The organism is Novosphingobium sp. SL115, assembly GCF_026672515.1.
Lineage (GTDB): Bacteria > Pseudomonadota > Alphaproteobacteria > Sphingomonadales > Sphingomonadaceae > Novosphingobium.
In genome coordinates this window covers 866,531-884,214 of record NZ_JAPPRG010000002.1, presented here as the reverse complement: position 1 = coordinate 884,214, position 17,684 = coordinate 866,531, and the positions used below count along the sequence as shown (strand labels likewise).

Genomic DNA, 17,684 nt, shown 5'->3' with positions numbered 1-17,684 from the left:
TCAGGTGTGGCTACACCATACCTGAAAGACACCTAACCATACATGAGAGGACCAAACGTGGCTGCAATCGACCCCATCGCACGCCTGATCGCCACAGAGGAAATCAAGCAGCTTAAAGCCCGCTATTTCCGCCTTATGGATGGCAAGGATTTCGCCGCGCTCCGGTCGGTCTTTGCCGACGATGCGGTGTTTGATGCCCGTGCGTCGCTGTCGATCGACGGCCAGGGCGAATCAGGCCGGGCGGCGGAAAGCAACGATTGGGTCTATTCCGGCGGCGATGTCATCATCGACTTCATCCGCGCCGCCATCGGCACCCAGCGCACCGTGCATCATGGCCACTGCCATGAAATCGAACTGCTGTCCGAAACCGAGGCGCGAGGCGTGATTGCGATGGAGGACCAGATCTGGGACGAAAGCGGTGAAACGCTGACCCTGCACGGCATGGGCCATTATCACGAAACCTATCGCAAGGAAGCGGACGGCTGGCGGATCGTGACCAGCCGGATCACCCGGTTGCATGTGATTTTGGGGTGATCGCGGTTTTGCCCCCGCCTGCATGATCTGCCATAGCGGGGCGGTGAACCTGATCGACACCGCTTCCGCCCATACCACGTCTGCCCATACCACGTCTGCCCATACCAGTGACGCCGTGCTTGACCGCCTTCATGCGGTGTTCGGCTTTACGGCGTTCCGGGGCGTGCAGGACCAGGTGGTGGAGCGCGTGCTGGCGGGCCGGTCCACGCTGGCGGTGATGCCGACCGGCGCGGGCAAATCTTTGACCTATCAGCTTCCGGCGGTGATGCTGGAGGGGACTTGCGTGGTGGTGTCGCCGCTGATCGCGCTGATGCATGACCAGTTGCGCAGCGCCACGGCCAACGGCATTCGCGCCGCCACGCTGACCAGTGTGGACATGGACCGCGGCCAGACCATCGACCGCTTCCTGTCAGGCGATCTGGACCTGTTGTATGTCGCGCCCGAACGCGCCAGCCAGCCGCATTTCCTTGAAATGCTGACGCGCGGCCGCGTGGCGATGTTCGCCATTGACGAGGCGCATTGCGTTTCGGAATGGGGCCACGATTTCCGCCCCGATTACCGCCTGTTGCGCCCGATGATGGACGCATTCCCCGATGTGCCGCGCCTTGCGCTGACGGCCACGGCGGACCGCCACACCCGCGCCGATATTCTGGCGCAACTGGGCATTGCCGAAGAAGGCCTGATCGTTGCCGGGTTCGACCGGCCCAACATCCGCTATACCATCACCCCGCGCGACAACCCGCTGCGTCAGCTATTGCGGCTGATCGAGGAAACACCCGGCCCCGGCATTGTCTATGCCCCCACCCGCGCGCAGGTGGAAAAGCTGGCGGGACAACTGGCCGCAAGCGGGCGCCCGGTGCGGCCCTATCATGCCGGGCTGGACGCGGCAGTGCGCGCCGCCAATCAGGCAGCGTTCGTCGAATCCGAAGAGATGGTGATGGTGGCGACGGTCGCCTTTGGCATGGGGATCGACAAACCCGACGTGCGGTTTGTGGCCCATGCCGCCTGCCCCAAGTCGATCGAAGGCTATTATCAGGAAACCGGGCGCGCCGGGCGCGATGGCGATCCTTCCGTGGCGGTCATGCTGTGGGGCGCGGAAGATTTCGTCCGCGCGCGCCAGCGGGTTGCCGAAGTGGAAGAACACCGCCGCGCGGGCGAACGGACGCGGATCGACGCGCTGGCCATGCTGGTGGAAACCCCGCATTGCCGCCGTGCGCTGCTGCTGCGCCACTTTGGCGAAGATCCGCCACCGTCCTGCGGCAATTGCGACAATTGCCTGCACGCACCGGGGGTGACGGACGGAACCGAGGTTGCGCGCAAGCTGCTGTCAGCGGTCTATCGCACCGGACAATCGTTCGGCTTTGGCCATATCGAAAAAGTGCTGACCGGCGTGGCGGACGAGCGTGTGATGCAGCGCGGGCATGACCAGCTTTCGGTCTTTGGCATTGTCACGGCGGACGAAACGCCGTTGCTGCGCCCGCTGGCGCGCGCATTGCAGGCGCGCGGGGCCTTGGTGGCGACCGAACATGGCGGACTGGCACTGGGCGGTGATGCCCGCGCGATTCTGAAGGGCGAAGCGCAAGTGCCGCTGGTCATCGCACCCAAGAAGGAAGGCCGCAGCGGGCGCAAGGGCCGGGGCGGAGCGTCGAGTGCGCTCAACCCGGTGGGTGATCCGCTGTTCGATGCGCTGCGGGCCTTGCGCCGCGATCTGGCGCGTGAGGCGGGCGTGCCGCCCTATGTCATCTTCCACGATTCGGTGTTGCGCGAGATGGCAGCCAGTCGCCCCGCAGACCTTGCCGAAATGGGCCGGATCGGTGGAGTGGGGACACGCAAGCTGGATGCCTATGGCGACCGGTTTCTGGAGGTGATCCGCCAGTGGTGAGAGGGTTGCAGGAAGCTGGTTTCGCGTTGAGACGCTGAGAAGGCGGTAAAGCCGGATCGTCACCCTGAGAAAAGCTCAGGGTGACGAGGTTTGAAAGCTACTTTGCCACACTGTCAGGCGGTGACGTTCGGCTGTCCCCGCGTTTTGTAGAGCGAGTAGGCGACGCCGCCTGCGATCAGGGCGAAGGTCACACCGAGGCTGAGCGCGGGCGGGAACTTGTCGCCACCCAGCAGGAAGTCCGCGACAAAGATTTTCGAGCCGATGAACACCAGCACCGCTGCCAGCGCATATTTGAGATAGGCGAAGCGGTCGATCATGGCAGCGAGCGCGAAGTAAAGCGCGCGCAGGCCCAAGATGGCCATGATGTTCGAGGTATAGACCACGAAAGTATCGGTGGTGATCGCAAAGATGGCGGGCACCGAATCCACAGCGAACACGAGGTCGGCCAGATTGATGACCACCAGTGCGAGAAACAGCGGGGTGGCGGCATTGACCAACTTGCCAGTCTTTTCGTCCGTAACCTTCACGAAGAAATGCTGGTCGTGCAGTTCCTTGGTCACGCGCATATGCCGGCTGATCCAGCGCACGACAGGGTTGTTGCCGATGTCGGGATCATGGTCGGAAGTGAAGAACATCTTGATGCCGGTGAACACCAGGAACGCGGCGAAGATATAGAGCACCCAGTAGGCCTGTTCGACCAGCGCCGCGCCGCCTGCAATCATCGCACCGCGCAGGAAGATGACCGCGACGATGCCCCACAGCAGCGCGCGATACTGAAATTTGGCAGGAATGGCGAAGAAGGTGAAGATCAGGCTGATGACAAAGACGTTGTCGATGGACAGCGCCTTTTCGATGAAGAAGCCGGTGTAATACTTCATCCCCAGATCCGCGCCTTTTTCGGCCCAGACCCATGCGCCGAACGCCAGAGCAATGGTGATGTAGAACGCGGTGAGCTTCAGCGATTCGCCGATGCCCATGGCCTTGTCCTCTTTGTGCAGGACGCCAAGGTCGAACGCGGTCAGCGCGACGACAAGGCCGATGAAGGCCAGCCAGAACCAGGCGGGTGTGCCCAGCCAGTCTGCGAAGAGAAATTCCATCTGTTACCTCCCCTAAAGGGCACCCGCCGCGCCCCGAATGCATGGGCGCGGCAGGTGGTTCCTCTATTTCAGACTGTTGCCGAACGGCGGGGAAGGTGGCGTGCAAGCCGGTCCTTGATGGCCAGCTTCAGCCGCTTGATCCGGGCGATCTCGAAAGGATCGGCCCAGCGGCTGCGGCGGGCAAGGCGCAGGGCCTCGTCCAGCTTCTGATGGCGTTCCAACAAAAGGAAATAACGGTCGGACATTCAAAGCTCCCTATCGAAGCGGTTTGCTACGATCGGGTAAGCCGAGCTGTGACCCAGACAGTCTGGAAAGGGGGAAGACCCGGACCACAAGCATCGGCATTACCCGATGCGGTCCGACATCACGCCGCGCCCGAACATGTTGGAATTAGCCAATATGGTCAGAGCGCCGCGCCAGAGGGGCCCGGTCCGCAAGACATAATGTGGAGTGATTCGATCTAAATTGCAAGAGGCACGGGAATTGCCCGGTTCGGCTATGATGCGATCAGCAGCCGGTAGCCTACGCCAGGTTCGTTGCGCAGCAAGGTGGGCTGGGATGGATCGTCTTCAAGTTTGCGGCGGATACCGCGTGCGGCGACGCGCAAGTATTCGACATCGGTTTCATGGCCCGGCCCCCATACCGATTTCAGCAGGTGGGCATGGGTGACCACCCGGCCCGCGCTTTTCGCCAGTTCGGCAAGGAAGCCATATTCCTTTGGCGTAAGATGGACCTCAGCCCCGCCCTTGCGCACCAGCCGGGCGACAAGATCGATCTCGATATCGCCCCGGCGCAGGACAGGACTGCCAGTTTCGCTGGCCAGCCGGTGCCGCAGCGCGGCGCGGATGCGGGCAAGGACTTCTTCGCTGTCGAACGGTTTAGACACATAATCGTCCGCGCCAAGATCGAGCGCGGCGACTTTCTGGTCGGTGGCATCGCGCGCCGACACCACGATCACCGCGGCACCGGCGGATTTGATGATGGGGATGAGTTCAAGACCGTCACGGTCGGGCAGGCCCAGATCGAGCAGGACGACTTCGGGCTTGTCGATCTGGATGGCGGACAGGGTTTCGCGCCCCGACGCTGCTTCTACGACGCGGTAGTGGGCGCGGGTCAATCCGGCGTGGAGAAGGCGGCGGATGGCCGGTTCGTCATCGACCACCAAAATGGTCACGGGACTGTTCATTCCTCCGGCAACTCCTTGATATGGTCAGGGCCGAACCGGATGGTGAAGGCAGCGCCACGGGCATCGGGGCGATTGGCGGCCTCTACCTCAAGCCCCATGGGCTGCGCGAAACCTTTGACGATGGCGAGGCCAAGGCCGGTGCCGCCCTTGCGATCAGAACCTTCAATGCGGGTAAAGGTTTCGAAGATGCGCTGTTCCTGTCCGGCAGGAATGCCCGGCCCTTCGTCTTCGACCGACAGGGCAAGGCCGTTGGCGCTCGCCTGCGCGACAATGGTGACCGGCGTATCGGGTGCGCCATATTTGGCGGCATTTTCAATCAGGTTGATAAGGCAGTGATGGAACAATTGCGGGTCGACAAGCACGAACGGCAGATCGCCCGGCAGGTCGATGCGCAAAGGGTGATCGCGCAAGCTGGCCTTGAGGTCCTGCACCGCGCTGGCCACGGCATCGGCAAGGTCAACCGGCTCGATGGACTGGTGCAACGCGCCCGCTTCGATGCGGACCATATCGAGCAGGTTGGCCACGAAGCGGTGCAGACGTTCCGCTTCGGACCGGGTGGCCAGCAACTGTTGTTCCTGTTCGGGCGAAGCGGCGCGGATTTCCCTGAGCGAGCCGAGAATGGTGGTCAGCGGAGTGCGCAGATCGTGGCTGACCGACGACAGCAGAGCATGGCGCAGCCGGTCGCGTTCACGCACCTGGGCAAGGCCGGACATTTCGGTTTCGAGCGCGATGCGTTCAAGCGCGAGGCCGGCCTGATCGAGCAGGCTGAGCAGCAGCGGCAGTTGATCCGAGCGGACCGGCGCATGGGCATCGGAGCGCGACAGGCCGAATACGGCCAGCACCTTTCCGGCAGAACCCACCGGGCAGAACAGCCATTCCGAGGCGGTCAGCGTATCGGAGCCGCGCCCGGCGGGCTTGTTGTTGTCAAACGTCCAGCGCGCAGCGGCATCATCCAGCATTTCAAGCCTGTAGCCGGGTGGGGATGATGCGCGCACGACAAGGCTTTGCGCATCGGGCACGATCAGGATGGTGTTGCCGTCAAGCAGGCGGCCAACTTCGGTACAGAGCACCTGCGCCAGTTCATCGGTGGAGCTGATGCCGGTCAACTGGCGCGCAAAACCCGCAAGCGAGCTGTTCTGGGCAGAGCTGGCCTGTGCCAGCAGGGCATGGTCGCGCACGCGGGCAGCAAGCTGGCTGGAAACGATGGCCACGCCCAGCAGGACCAGCACGGTGATGATGTTCTGCGGGTCTTCAATGGTGAAAGTGTGCGTCGGCGGGATGAAGAAGAAGTTGTAGGCGAGTGAGGAGGCAAGGCCGGTGACGATCCCGGTGCGCAGGCCGAATCGGGTGGCCGCGACCATGACCGGTATCAGGAACAGCAGGCCGATGTTGGTGATGTTACCCCGCGCGAACATGGCCATGCCAAGGACCGTGACAAGCGTGGTCAGGCCCAGCGACACGCCATAGCCCACAGCGCTGCCCCAGACGCCCACTGTTGCTTTGCGCCGCAACGCATGCCGCGATGCAGCCGCCTCAAGCGGCAGGACGTGGACGGCAAGGCCGGGGGTTTCGCGCACCAGCCGGTCGACGATGGAGCCGTGACGCAGTTCGAACCAGCGTGAGCGGGCCGATTTGCCGACGATGAGCTGGGTGGCGCGAGCATCGGCGGCAAAGCGGGTAAGGCCATCGAGCACGCTTTGCGCCGGGACCGTGGCGACATGCGCGCCCAGTTGTGCGGCAAGGTGCATGGTCTGCGCCAACTGCGTGTTTTCGGCGTTGCTGAACGTGCGGCTGCGCGGCGTTTCGATGTGAACCGCCGTCCACGGCGCGCGCAGGGCATCGGCCAGACGCTTGGCCGCACGGACCAGTTCGGGCGCGCCGGGCTGTTCGCTGATCGCCACCACCAGCCGGTCGCCCACCGCCCACGTTCCGCCGACCGCATTGGCGCGCATATAGTCGAGCATCTGCGCATCAACGGCCTGTGCCGCACGGCGCAGCGCCAGTTCGCGCAGCGCCGACAGGTTGGACTTGGAAAAGAAGTGCCCCAGCGCCCGCGAAGCTTCGTCAGGCACATAGACTTTGCCTTCGCGCAGCCGTTCTATCAGTTCGTCCGGCAGGATATCGACCACTTCAAGGTCGGCGTTCTCGATCACCCGATCGGGCAGGGTTTCGCGCACGCGGACCCTGGTGAACGAGGCGACAAGATCGTTCAGGCTTTCAAGGTGCTGGATGTTGAGCGTGGAATAGACGTCGATCCCGGCTTCGAGCAGTTCCTCGACATCCTGATAGCGCTTATCGTGGCGGCTGCCGGGGGCGTTGGTGTGGGCCAGTTCGTCCACCAGCACGAGGTCGGGCTGGCGGGCAAGGATGGCATCAATGTCCATCTCGCCCAGCAGATGCCCGCGATAGTCGACGGGTTTGCGCGGGATGACTTCGAAGCCTTGAACCTTGGCTTCGGTTTCGCGCCTGCCGTGGGTTTCGACAATGCCGATGACGACATCGCGGCCCGCATCGCGCCGGGCTGCCGCATCGGTGAGCATTTCATAGGTCTTGCCAACGCCGGGGGCCGCCCCAAGGAAAACCTTGAGACGGCCTTTGCCTTCGCGCGCAGCGGCCCGCAACAAGGCATCGGGATCTGGTCTGGCGTCGTTCATCAATCCCCGTGTGCGCGCAGCACGGCCATGCTGTCGAGTGCAAGGTTGAGTTCAAGCACGTTCACGCGCGGTTCGCCCAGAAAGCCCAACATGGGTTGTTCGGTGTGATCTGCCACCAGTTTGCGCAGCACGGGTTGGGCAAGGTTCCTCGCTCCGGCCACGCGCGCCACCTGAAAATAGGCCGCATCGGGGCTGATATGGGGATCAAGCCCCGATGCGGAAGTGGTCACCAGGTCAGGTGGAACGGAAACCCCCGGTGATGTGGCAAGCACGGAAATGTCGGCCTTGACCCGGTCGGCCAGAACCTGACTGGTCGGTCCCAGATTGGACCCGGCAGAGGCGCTGGCATCATAGCCCGCGCCCGCCGCCGACAGGCGCGGATGGAAGTAGCCAGGACCGGCAAAACCCTGTCCGATCAGCCGCGAACCGATGATCTTCCCATCGCGTTCGATCAGGCTGCCATTGGCGGTAGCCGGGAAAAGAAGTTGGGACAGGCCAGTCAGCGCCAGTGGATAGGCAATGCCGAGCAAAAGCGCGAACAGGGCCGTCAGGACGAGCGCGGGGCGGATTGCGGAAGCAATATCCTTGGTCATGGAACTGATCCTCAGACGAGATTGAGGCTGACGACGGCAAGGTCGATAGCCTTGATGCCGATGAAGGGCGCGATCAGGCCGCCAAGGCCATAGACGGCAAGGTTGCGCGCCAGCAGTGGGCCGGCGCCCATCGGCTTGTACGCCACGCCCTTCAACGCCAGCGGCACCAGCGCCGGAATGATGAGCGCATTGAAGATGATGGCAGACAGGATCGCGCTTTCGGGCGAGGCCAGCTTCATCACGTTGAGCACGCCAAGGCCGGGATAGAGCACGACGAACATGGCCGGGATGATCGCGAAATACTTGGCCACATCGTTCGCCACCGAAAAGGTGGTGAGCGCGCCGCGCGTCATCAGCAGTTGTTTGCCAAGGCCGACAATCTCGATCAGCTTGGTTGGATCGCTGTCAAGATCGACCATGTTGCCAGCTTCGCGCGCGGCCTGCGTGCCGGTGTTCATCGCTACGCCGACATCGGCCTGGGCCAGCGCGGGCGCATCATTGGTGCCGTCACCGCACATCGCCACCAGCCTGCCGCCCTGCTGTTCCTTGCGGATCAGCGCCAGTTTGTCTTCGGGCGTGGCTTCGGCCAGAAAATCATCCACCCCGGCTTCAGCCGCGATCGAGGCAGCCGTGAGCGGATTGTCCCCGGTTATCATTACCGTGCGGATGCCCATGCGGCGCAGTTCGGCAAAGCGTTCGCGCACACCCGCCTTTACCACGTCCTTGAGCGCGATGACGCCCAGCAGCCTGCCATCCTGTGCGACGGCCAGCGGGGTTTGTCCGGTGCGGGCGATATCTTCCGAAACGCGGCGCAATTCGGCGGCGGTGGTGCCTGAGGCGGCTTGCGGATTGGCGCGCAGAATTGCGTCCACTGCGCCCTTCTGGACAAGGCCCGATGCGGTTCTGACGCCCGAAATGCGGGTCTGTGCGGTAAAGACGATCACTTCGGCACCGGCAGGAAGCGCGGCCAGCGCAATGCCGAACTTTTCACGCGCGAGGACGACGATGGAGCGGCCTTCGGGGGTTTCGTCGGCAAAGCTGGCGAGCATCGCGGCTTGCGCCAGCGTGGCCACCTGCACGCCTGCCAGCGGGCGAAATTCGCTGGCTTGCCGGTCGCCGATGGTGATCGTGCCGGTCTTGTCGAGCAGCAGCACATCGACATCGCCCGCCGCTTCGACCGCGCGGCCCGACTTGGCCAGCACGTTGAACCGGACCAGCCGATCCATCCCGGCGATGCCGATAGCCGAAAGCAACGCGGCAATTGTGGTGGGGATCAGGGTAATCAGCAGCGCAGCAAGAACGGCCACGGGGATATGCCCCTGCGCATAGCTGGCGAACGAAGGGATCGTCGCCACCGCGATCAGGAAGATGATGGTCAGGCCGACCAGCAGGATAGTGAGCGCGATTTCGTTGGGGGTCTTCTGGCGTTCGGCCCCTTCGACCAGCGCGATCATGCGGTCAAGAAAGCCCTGCCCCGGTTCCTGTGTGACGCGCACCCGAATCTGGTCGGAAATGACGCGCGTGCCCGCCGTAACGGCAGAGCGATCCCCGCCCGCTTCGCGGATGACGGGGGCGCTTTCGCCAGTGATGGCCGCTTCATTGACCGAGGCAACGCCTTCGATCACTTCGCCATCGGCGGGGATGAGATCGCCGGTTTGCACCAGCACTTCGTCACCACGCGCCAGTTGAGAAGCAGGAACGATACGGCCGTCGGGCAACCTTGCAGAAAGGTCGCTCTTGGTGGCGCGCAGCGATGCCGCCTGCGCCCGCCCACGCCCTTCGGCCAGTGCTTCGGCAAAAGTGCCGAACAGCACCGTCAGCCACAGCCAGACGATCAATTGCGCCTGAAACCCGAACGGCAGCGGTTCCTGCCCAAGCGCCAGCAGGACCGTCAGCAACAGCGCCACGACCGCTGTGGTGAACAGGACGGGGTTCTTTACCAGTTGTGCCGGATGCAGTTTGCGAAAGGCATCGCCCAGTGCCGGAACGACCAGCGCGCCTGAGAACATCGAGGTCGGCCCTGCGCTCGAAGTGGGGCTTGAAGCCGGATTTGAATCTGTGTTCATGGTGAAAATCCCCTCAGAACAACTGGCCGGAGATCATCGCGAGATGATCGGCAATCGGCCCAAGTGCGAGGCTGGGAAGGAAAGTGAGGCCGCCGACGATCAGGATGATGCCGACCAGCAGGCCGATCCACAGCGGCCCCGTGGTGGGGAACGATCCAGCGGTTTCCGGGGTGTAGCGTTTGGCGGCAAGGCTTCCGGCGATGGCCAGTGCGGGCACGATCATGAAGAACCGCCCGATCCACATCGCGACTGACAGCAACCCGTTGTAGAACGGGGTTCCGGCGGTCAGTCCCGCAAAGGCAGAGCCATTGTTCCCCGCGCCCGATGCAAAGGCATAGAGGATTTCGGTAAAGCCATGCGGCCCCTTGTTCAGTGGCCCTGCAAGGCCTGCGGGAAGAACTGCACTGAGCGCGGTGAAGCCCAGAATGCACAGCGGCAGCACCGCGATGGCCAGCACCGCCAGCTTCACTTCGCGGGCTTCGATCTTTTTGCCGACATATTCAGGCGTGCGGCCCACCATCAGCCCGGCGATGAACACCGCCAGCAGCGCGAACAGCAGGAACCCATAGACGCCCGCCCCCACACCGCCGACGATGATTTCGCCAAGCTGCATGTTGAATAGCGGGATCATGCCGCCCAGCGCGGTAAAGCTGTCATGCATGGCGTTGACCGCCCCGCACGAGGCCGCAGTGGTGACGACCGAGAACAGCGCGCTGGCGGCAATGCCGAAGCGGACCTCCTTGCCTTCCATATTGCCACCCGCAACGCCTAGCTGGTGCAGCACGGGGTTGCCCGCCGCTTCCTGACAATAGGTCACGCTGACGCCTGCAAGGAACAGGATCATCATGGCCGAAAGGATCGCCCAGCCCTGCCGCGTGTTCCCCACAGCCTTGCCGAAGCAATAGGTCAGGCCCGACCCGATGGCAAAGATCGACAGCATCTGCACCAGATTGGTCAACGCAGTTGGGTTTTCGAACGGATGGGCCGAATTGGCGTTGAGGAAGCCGCCGCCATTGGTGCCGAGCATCTTGATCGCCTCCTGGCTGGCGATCGGTCCCATCACGATGGTTTGCCGCACGCCTTCAAGCGTAGTGACATCGATGCTGGACGTCAGGGCCTGTGGCACACCACTGGCAACGAGGAACAGCGCATAGACCACGCAGGCAGGCAACAGCAGATAGAGCGTGACGCGCGTGACATCGGCCCAGAAGTTGCCAATGGTGGCCGCTTCGCGCCGGGCGAACCCGCGAAACAGCGCAAAAGCGATGGCAATGCCGGTGGCAGCCGACAGGAAGTTATGGATGGCAAGACCCAGCATCTGGCTGAGATTGGTCATCGCCGCCTCGCCCGAATACCATTGCCAGTTGGTGTTGGTGGCAAACGAGATAGCAGTGTTCATCGCCCCGTCGCTGCCGATGCCGGGCAGCCCGCGCGGATTGAGCGGAAGCACCGCCTGCAGGCGCAGCACCGCATATGTGAACAGTGTCAGCACCAGCTGGAAGAGCAGCATATGCACGGCATAGCTGCGCCAGCCCTGCTCCTTGTCGGGGTCGATGCCGCCAAGGCGGTAAAAGCCGCGTTCGACAGGGCCAAACAGGCGGTGCAGCGGGGTTCTGCAGCCTTCATACAGCGCGAAGAGATAGGCGCCCACCGGTTTGGCCAAGGCCACGGTGAGCGCGGTGAACACAAGGATCAGCGTCCAGCCCTGAAGGGTCATGCCGGTCTCCATTTCAGAACCGTTCGGGCCGCACGAGGACGGCCAGCAGATAGACAAGCAGACCCGCCGCGGTGAGTCCGGCAAGGATGAGGGAAAGGGTCATGGGACAGGCCTCAGGCTTTCTCGCAAAGGCGGATGAATGCGAGGGTAAGGAGAAACAGGCCGGCCAGAACGGCAAGCCAGGTGAAATCGGTCATACGGTGATCCTTTCAGCGTGGGGGGACTGGCAGGTCGCGCAGCAGACCTGGCCCTTCCATCGTCAGCGCAAGCCCGGCGGCAAGCGAGAGGAAGATCCCGACGCACAGCGCGAACTCGCCAGGTGTTGTGCCGTGAGGGGGCGGGACGGAGATCGTGCGGTGGGCTACCAGCGCCAGCCTGTAGCACCCTCCAAGCAAAGCGATGCCGATGGTGCGAAAGACAAGCTCTGCCGCCCACCAGCGTTCGCCGCGGCGCAAACGATCAAAATGACTGGACATGAACAGGCTCCCGCATGACGATTGCGGTGCTTCATGTGCGCCTTCGGTACGTTAAGGTTCCACGGGGAATTGTGGCTACGCCATAAAGATTCCGTAAAGTTCGTGGCGACTACACGCACGCAGGCCTAGGTGTTTGGCCCCATGAACGACGAACACGGACAACATGGCCACAGCGAAAGTCTTTCGACACTGGCAATCGGTGCGATCGGCGTGGTTTTCGGCGATATCGGCACTTCACCGCTTTATGCCCTGAAGGAAAGCTTTGTCGGTCATCACCCGCTGGCGGTGGACAAGGCGCACATCTTCGGTGTGTTGTCGCTGATCTTCTGGACGATGATGCTTGTCGTCACGCTCAAGTACGTTTTCGTGATCCTCAGGGCTGACAACAAAGGCGAAGGTGGCAGCATTGCCCTGCTCGCGCTTATCGGGCGCAAACTGGGCGACAACCAGTGGACCCCGGTCGTCGCGATGCTCGGCGTGGTCGCCACGGCCCTGTTCTATGGCGATGCGATCATCACCCCTGCCATTTCCGTCCTGTCAGCTGTGGAAGGGCTGACCATCGTGAATGAAGGGTTGGGGCGCTGGGTCTTGCCTCTTTCCATCGGTATTTTGGTCGGCCTGTTTGCAATCCAGTCTCGTGGCACCGATGCGGTCGGCAAATTGTTTGGGCCGATCATGATCGTCTATTTCATCGCGCTGGCGGTGCTGGGCGTGACCAACATCGTTCATGCCCCCGAAGTGCTTTGGGCGCTTTCCCCGCACTATGCGCTGGAGTTCTTCCTGATCGACCCAAAACTTGCCTTCCTTGCGCTTGGCTCGGTCGTGCTGGCCGTGACCGGAGCCGAAGCCCTGTATGCCGACATGGGCCATTTCGGTCGCAAGGCGATCATGATCTCGTGGCTGTATATCGCCTTCCCCTGCCTGCTTATCAATTATCTGGGACAGTCGGCGCTATTGCTGACAAACCCGGCTGCGGCGGAAAACCCGTTTTTCCTGCTGGCACCGGAATGGGCACGCCTGCCCTTGGTCATTCTGGCAACAATGGCCACGATCATTGCCAGCCAAGCGGTCATTTCCGGTGCCTATTCGGTATCGCAACAGGCAGTCCAGCTTGGTTTTCTGCCACGTCTGAAAATCCTGCACACCAGCGCCAAGGCGGCCGGTCAGATCTATGTGCCCCTTGTCAACTGGGGGTTGCTGGCGCTGGTCATCCTGCTGGTCATAGGGTTCAAGAGTTCAAGCAATCTTGCCGCTGCCTATGGTATTGCGGTTACCGGGACGATGTTCATCACTGCCTGCATGGTGGGCGTGCTGACATTCGCCGTCTGGAAATGGCATCCGCTGCTGGCAGGACTGGTGACGGGTGCGTTTCTGATTGTCGATGGAGTTTACTTCGCGTCGAACGCTACAAAAATTCCTGATGGCGGCTGGTTCCCGCTTCTGGTTGCGGCAGTTGCGTTCACGCTTCTGACCACTTGGGCAACGGGCCGGCGCCTGATGCGCGAGCGGCTTGAAGAAGATGCAATGCCCATCGAGCTGTTCCTGAAATCGGTGAGCGAAAAAGTGCAGCGGGTTGCGGGAAGTTCCGTGTTCCTTGCCTCGACCACAGAAGGGATTCCGCCAGCGCTGCTGCACAACCTCAAACACAACCACGTTCTGCACGAAAGAGTGGCCATCCTGACGGTGGCAACCGAAGGCGTCCCGCACGTCCTTGCGCACAACCGCCGGGATGTAGAGAGCCTAGGACGGGGCTTCTACCGGATCGTGCTTCACTACGGATTTATGGACGAAGTGGATATTCCTGCAGAGTTGGCAGATGAACAACGCGCGGGCGGACCATTCCGCGCCATGGATACCAGCTATTTCCTGGCCCGGCAGACACTGATCGCGTCAAACCGGCCCGGCATGGCAATCTGGCGCGAGAAGCTGTTTGCGTGGATGGTCCGCAACGCAGAAAGCGCCATGCAGTTCTTCAAGCTGCCGACAAACCGGGTAATTGAACTGGGCAGCCAGCTGGAAATCTGACCCGGCAGTCCGATAGGGTCGATAAGACAGTCAGGCCAAGCGACAGCAACCGACATTCGAAGCCTCTTGCGCAAGCGCCTTGATCTGATATTAATATGATATCACTTTTAAGGGGGTGGAACGATGTCCGATTCGAAGACACATTCAGCCAGTCAGGAAACGACGGCGTGGTCGATCAGTGGGTATCTGATGCTGATTGCCATGCTGGTGCTGGTGGTGCTGACGGCAGCACGCATTCTGGGCTTTGCCAGCAGCGATCCGGGGCCGGAAGACGTTGTGTGGTTCGTACCGTTCGTGCTGCTGGGACCGGTGGCCATCGTGTTCATCGCCAGCGGTTTCTACATGATCCAGCCCAATCAGGCCGCCGCGATCATGCTGTTCGGATCGTATCGGGGCACCGACCGCAGCCATGGGTTACGCTGGATCTGGCCGTGGCTGTCCAAGACCAAGATTTCGGTCCGCGCCAACAACGTGGTGTCCGAAAAGCTGAAGGTGAACGACCTGCGCGGCAATCCGATTGAAATTGCTGCCAACGTGGTGTGGCGCGTTTCGGATACGGCGCAGGCGCTGTTCGACGTGGACGATTACAAGGGCTTCGTTTTCGTCCAGATCGAAAGCGCAGTGCGGTCAATCGGCTCGCGCTATCCCTATGACGATATCGAACATCAGGAAGTGACGCTGCGCGGCAACCACGACCAGATCAATGCCGAACTGCGCACCGAACTGAACGCACGGCTGGTGCTGGCGGGCATTACGGTTGACGAATGCGGGCTGACGCACCTTGCCTATGCCCCCGAAATTGCAGGGGCCATGCTGCGTCGCCAACAGGCCGAAGCGGTGATTTCAGCGCGCAAGAAGCTGGTCGAAGGCGCGGTGACCATGGTGGAAATGGCGCTGACCCAGCTTTCGGAAAAGAACGTGGTCGAACTGGATGACGAACGCCGTGCGGCAATGGTGTCCAATCTGATGGTCGTGCTGTGTGGTGAGCGCGATGCGCAACCGGTAGTCAACGCCGGCACACTGTACCAGTAAGCGACAGGACGATGGCAGCTCCGCCCAAGAAAGCCTTTCCCTTGCGAATCGATCCGGCGCTGTTCGCCGTGATCGAACGCGGGGCGGCGGCGGAGCTGCGGTCGGCCAATGCGCAGATCGAAATTCTGCTCCGCGAAGCGCTGAGCAGGCGCGGGGTGAAAGTGGGAGCCACAGCACCCGCCCGGCGTGGGCGGCCACCAAAGGCGGAGAATCCAGATGGTTGATGCACGCTATACAACCCGTCCACCCAAGGCGGAGACGGCAGGTGACGATGGTGCGTGGTTTGCCGCCAAGCGCTATGGCTGTGGCGCAGGCATGCCCTTGCGCTGGCAGGGATGGGCCTTGCTCCTGTCGTATTTCGCGGTGCTGGCAGGCGTGATCGCGCTGGACCGTAGCGGCAATGGCGCTGCGCGCGGGGCCGGTTTTGCGCTGTTCATCGCAGCAACGGCGGTGCTGATGGTGGTTTCGGCCCGGCACACGCGCGGCGGCTGGAAATGGCGCTGGGGCAGCAAGGACTGACAGCCCAATCGCATCGTCTCCGCACGTTCGAAGGGAACCGCAACCGCCTGTCAATCATTGCGCGCTATCCCGGTGTTCGAAATTCGGCCGGGACAGTGATGCACATGATGAACCCTTTTGCCCTTCGGACACGCCGCCATAAAGGCCAGCGTCTTGCCGTGCTGATGCTGAGCGTGGCGGTGCTTGCCGCGATTCCAGCAAGCGCACTGATGGCGCAGGGGGGGATGGCGCAGGGTGGGGGTAGGCAGCCCTATACCGTTGTGGAAAGCGGACGCAGCTTTGCCGCCTTGCAGGACGCGGTAAATGCGATTGGCGATGGCGCGGGCACGATCCGCATCGAACCGGGCGTATATCGCGATTGCGCGGTGCAGCAGGCAGGCGATGTGGGCTTTGTCGCGCAAGTGCACGGGCAGACGGTGTTCGATGGCGCAGCCTGCGAAGGCAAGGCGACCATTGTGGCACGGGGGCGCGCAACCCGCGTCGAAGGGCTGATCTTCCAGAACATCCGCGTGCCCGATGCCAATGGTTCGGGCATCCGGCTTGAGCATGGCAATCTGACCGTGCGGCAATCGTGGTTCCGTGACAGCGAACAAGGCATTCTGTCCGCCGATGATCCTGCAAGCACGGTGCTGATCGAACAATCGACGTTCAGCCGCCTTGGCCGGTGCGACCGGGGGCTTTCATGCGCACATTCGGTCTATTTCGGGGACTATGGCAGCGTCACCATCCGCCGCAGCCGGTTTGAGGCGGGACGCGGCGGGCATTACGTGAAGGCGCGCGCAGGCCGCGTGGAAGTGACCCAATCGAGCTTTGACGACACCGGCGGGCGCACGACCAACTACATGATCGACTTGCCCGCAGGGGCGACCGGGAAGATTGCCGACAACGTGTTCGTGCAAGGGGCCGACAAGGAAAACTACAGCGCGTTCATTGCCGTGGCAGCAGAAGGCCGGGCGCATAGCGCGGCGGGGCTGTCCATTGCGGGGAATGATGCGCGGTTCGCGCCCGGAATCAGCCGCTCTTCGGCGTTTGTGGCGGATTGGTCGGGCGATGCACTGGCGATTGGCACCAATGCGCTGGGCGCGGGGCTGACGAAGTTCGAAAAGCGCTGAACTTGTCCTGAAAGGCCGCAGACCCTACCTTGAGGGTGTGTTGAGCCGGATGTCCCTGACTTTGGCTGGACGGTTGTGGGCCTGTTTGCTGGCCCTGACCGTGCTGACCCATGCCATCGCGCCATTTGACGCGCCCATGGTCGTGCGCAGCGGATCTGCGTTCAGCGCGGCGACGGTGGACATGGCAGTTGCGCCCGAACGCCGGGTGCAGGTGATGCGCGCGGTGGTGCCACTGGCCCCGCCGCCGGTTGCGGTGGTGACGCTTGCACCAGAAATGTCGCTGGTGGCAGCACAGGCATGGACCTGGCCACCACAGACCGCGCCGCCGGTTCCCGCCCCGCTTACCCTGCGGCCTGCGCCCACCGGGCCGCCTATCGCCTGACCTGCACCGCTGGCGCCGCTGGCGCATGTGTTCACGCATGTCAGGAATTCAAAAATGTCCAATTCAACAATGGCTTCGGCCATCGATGCCCGGCGCGCCCATGTGGAAGCGCTGCTTACCTCCTATCCCGATGTCACGCCGCAGGAGCGCGAGCTGATCGTCAACTGGTTCAAGCGCGATGCCAGCGCGCTGGACGTGGCGCTGGTGGCCAGCAATCCGGCGGCGGAACGCGGTTACCGCCAATTCCGCGCCGAACATATCGACCGGTTCACTGTGAAGGATATGGCGCGTGCGCTGATCTTTTCAGCGATCGTGGCGGTTGCGGTTGTCCTGATTGTGTGGCGCGCGGCGTGATGTGACGTCTCTACGGGCGGTGTGCATTTCGCAGGAGATGCCCGCCGCCCGTATT

18 protein-coding genes are annotated in these 17,684 nt (G+C 62.5%); 9 read left to right on the top strand and 9 right to left on the bottom strand.

The genetic code is table 11. The features are described from left to right. The first annotated feature begins 57 nt into the window (after positions 1-57). On the top strand, positions 58-534 hold the full coding sequence (locus tag OVA07_RS05795) for a nuclear transport factor 2 family protein (RefSeq protein ID WP_268170524.1): 477 nt from the start codon (positions 58-60) through the stop codon (positions 532-534). Between the two features lie 22 nt (positions 535-556). After that, complete coding sequence (gene recQ / locus OVA07_RS05790; RefSeq protein WP_268170523.1) at positions 557-2,416, top strand: DNA helicase RecQ; 1,860 nt, start codon at positions 557-559, stop codon at positions 2,414-2,416. 113 nt (positions 2,417-2,529) lie between these two features. Here recQ and OVA07_RS05785 read toward each other — a convergent pair whose 3' ends face one another. The 9 genes from OVA07_RS05785 to OVA07_RS05745 all read right to left on the bottom strand — a co-directional run bounded on the left by OVA07_RS05785 (position 2,530) and on the right by OVA07_RS05745 (position 12,205). Then, the gene (locus OVA07_RS05785) at positions 2,530-3,513 is read right to left on the bottom strand and encodes a TerC family protein (protein WP_268170522.1); all 984 of its coding nucleotides are present in this window, start codon (positions 3,511-3,513) and stop codon (positions 2,530-2,532) included. 68 nt (positions 3,514-3,581) lie between these two features. Then, a complete protein-coding gene (locus OVA07_RS05780; protein WP_268170521.1) occupies positions 3,582-3,758 on the bottom strand; it encodes a YdcH family protein in 177 nt (58 codons plus the stop codon). Between the two features lie 251 nt (positions 3,759-4,009). After that, a complete protein-coding gene (locus OVA07_RS05775) occupies positions 4,010-4,699 on the bottom strand; it encodes a response regulator (protein WP_268170520.1) in 690 nt (229 codons plus the stop codon). Beyond that, entirely contained in the window at positions 4,696-7,353 is a 2,658-nt protein-coding gene (locus OVA07_RS05770) for a sensor histidine kinase (protein WP_268170519.1), read from the bottom strand. Before OVA07_RS05770 ends, OVA07_RS05775 begins: the two co-directional genes overlap by 4 nt. After that, positions 7,353-7,946 carry a potassium-transporting ATPase subunit KdpC gene (gene kdpC, locus OVA07_RS05765; RefSeq protein WP_268170518.1) on the bottom strand — a complete coding sequence of 198 codons (594 nt, stop codon included), beginning with the start codon at positions 7,944-7,946 and terminating at the stop codon, positions 7,353-7,355. Before kdpC ends, OVA07_RS05770 begins: the two co-directional genes overlap by 1 nt. Before the next feature lie 11 nt (positions 7,947-7,957). Further along, positions 7,958-9,955, bottom strand: coding sequence for a potassium-transporting ATPase subunit KdpB (kdpB, locus tag OVA07_RS05760; RefSeq protein ID WP_268172619.1), 1,998 nt, complete (start codon positions 9,953-9,955; stop codon positions 7,958-7,960). Between the two features lie 70 nt (positions 9,956-10,025). Further along, entirely contained in the window at positions 10,026-11,729 is a 1,704-nt protein-coding gene (gene kdpA / locus OVA07_RS05755; protein WP_268170517.1) for a potassium-transporting ATPase subunit KdpA, read from the bottom strand. A gap of 13 nt (positions 11,730-11,742) precedes the next feature. Continuing rightward, positions 11,743-11,832 (bottom strand): K(+)-transporting ATPase subunit F, encoded by a 90-nt coding sequence (kdpF, locus tag OVA07_RS05750; RefSeq protein ID WP_268170516.1) that lies wholly within the window; start codon positions 11,830-11,832, stop codon positions 11,743-11,745. Positions 11,833-11,938: 106 nt separating this feature from the next. After that, positions 11,939-12,205: a hypothetical protein gene (locus OVA07_RS05745; RefSeq protein WP_268170515.1), complete on the bottom strand. Its 267-nt coding sequence runs from the start codon at positions 12,203-12,205 to the stop codon at positions 11,939-11,941. Positions 12,206-12,346: 141 nt separating this feature from the next. On the opposite strand from OVA07_RS05745, the gene OVA07_RS05740 reads away from it, so the two are divergent. The 7 genes from OVA07_RS05740 (at position 12,347) to OVA07_RS05710 (ending at position 17,629) form a co-directional block, all read left to right on the top strand. Further along, positions 12,347-14,230 carry a potassium transporter Kup gene (locus OVA07_RS05740; protein WP_268170514.1) on the top strand — a complete coding sequence of 628 codons (1,884 nt, stop codon included), beginning with the start codon at positions 12,347-12,349 and terminating at the stop codon, positions 14,228-14,230. 123 nt (positions 14,231-14,353) lie between these two features. Beyond that, on the top strand, positions 14,354-15,262 hold the full coding sequence (locus OVA07_RS05735; protein WP_268170513.1) for an SPFH domain-containing protein: 909 nt from the start codon (positions 14,354-14,356) through the stop codon (positions 15,260-15,262). A gap of 11 nt (positions 15,263-15,273) precedes the next feature. After that, positions 15,274-15,486, top strand: coding sequence for a toxin-antitoxin system HicB family antitoxin (locus tag OVA07_RS05730; RefSeq protein WP_268170512.1), 213 nt, complete (start codon positions 15,274-15,276; stop codon positions 15,484-15,486). Further along, entirely contained in the window at positions 15,479-15,781 is a 303-nt protein-coding gene (locus OVA07_RS05725) for a hypothetical protein (RefSeq protein WP_268170510.1), read from the top strand. Before OVA07_RS05730 ends, OVA07_RS05725 begins: the two co-directional genes overlap by 8 nt. 98 nt (positions 15,782-15,879) lie before the next feature. Next, the gene (locus OVA07_RS05720) at positions 15,880-16,893 is read left to right on the top strand and encodes a right-handed parallel beta-helix repeat-containing protein (protein ID WP_268170509.1); all 1,014 of its coding nucleotides are present in this window, start codon (positions 15,880-15,882) and stop codon (positions 16,891-16,893) included. 40 nt (positions 16,894-16,933) lie between these two features. Continuing rightward, complete coding sequence (locus OVA07_RS05715) at positions 16,934-17,275, top strand: hypothetical protein (protein ID WP_268170507.1); 342 nt, start codon at positions 16,934-16,936, stop codon at positions 17,273-17,275. A gap of 54 nt (positions 17,276-17,329) precedes the next feature. Beyond that, a complete protein-coding gene (locus OVA07_RS05710) occupies positions 17,330-17,629 on the top strand; it encodes a hypothetical protein (protein ID WP_268170506.1) in 300 nt (99 codons plus the stop codon). Positions 17,630-17,684: the final 55 nt, after the last annotated feature.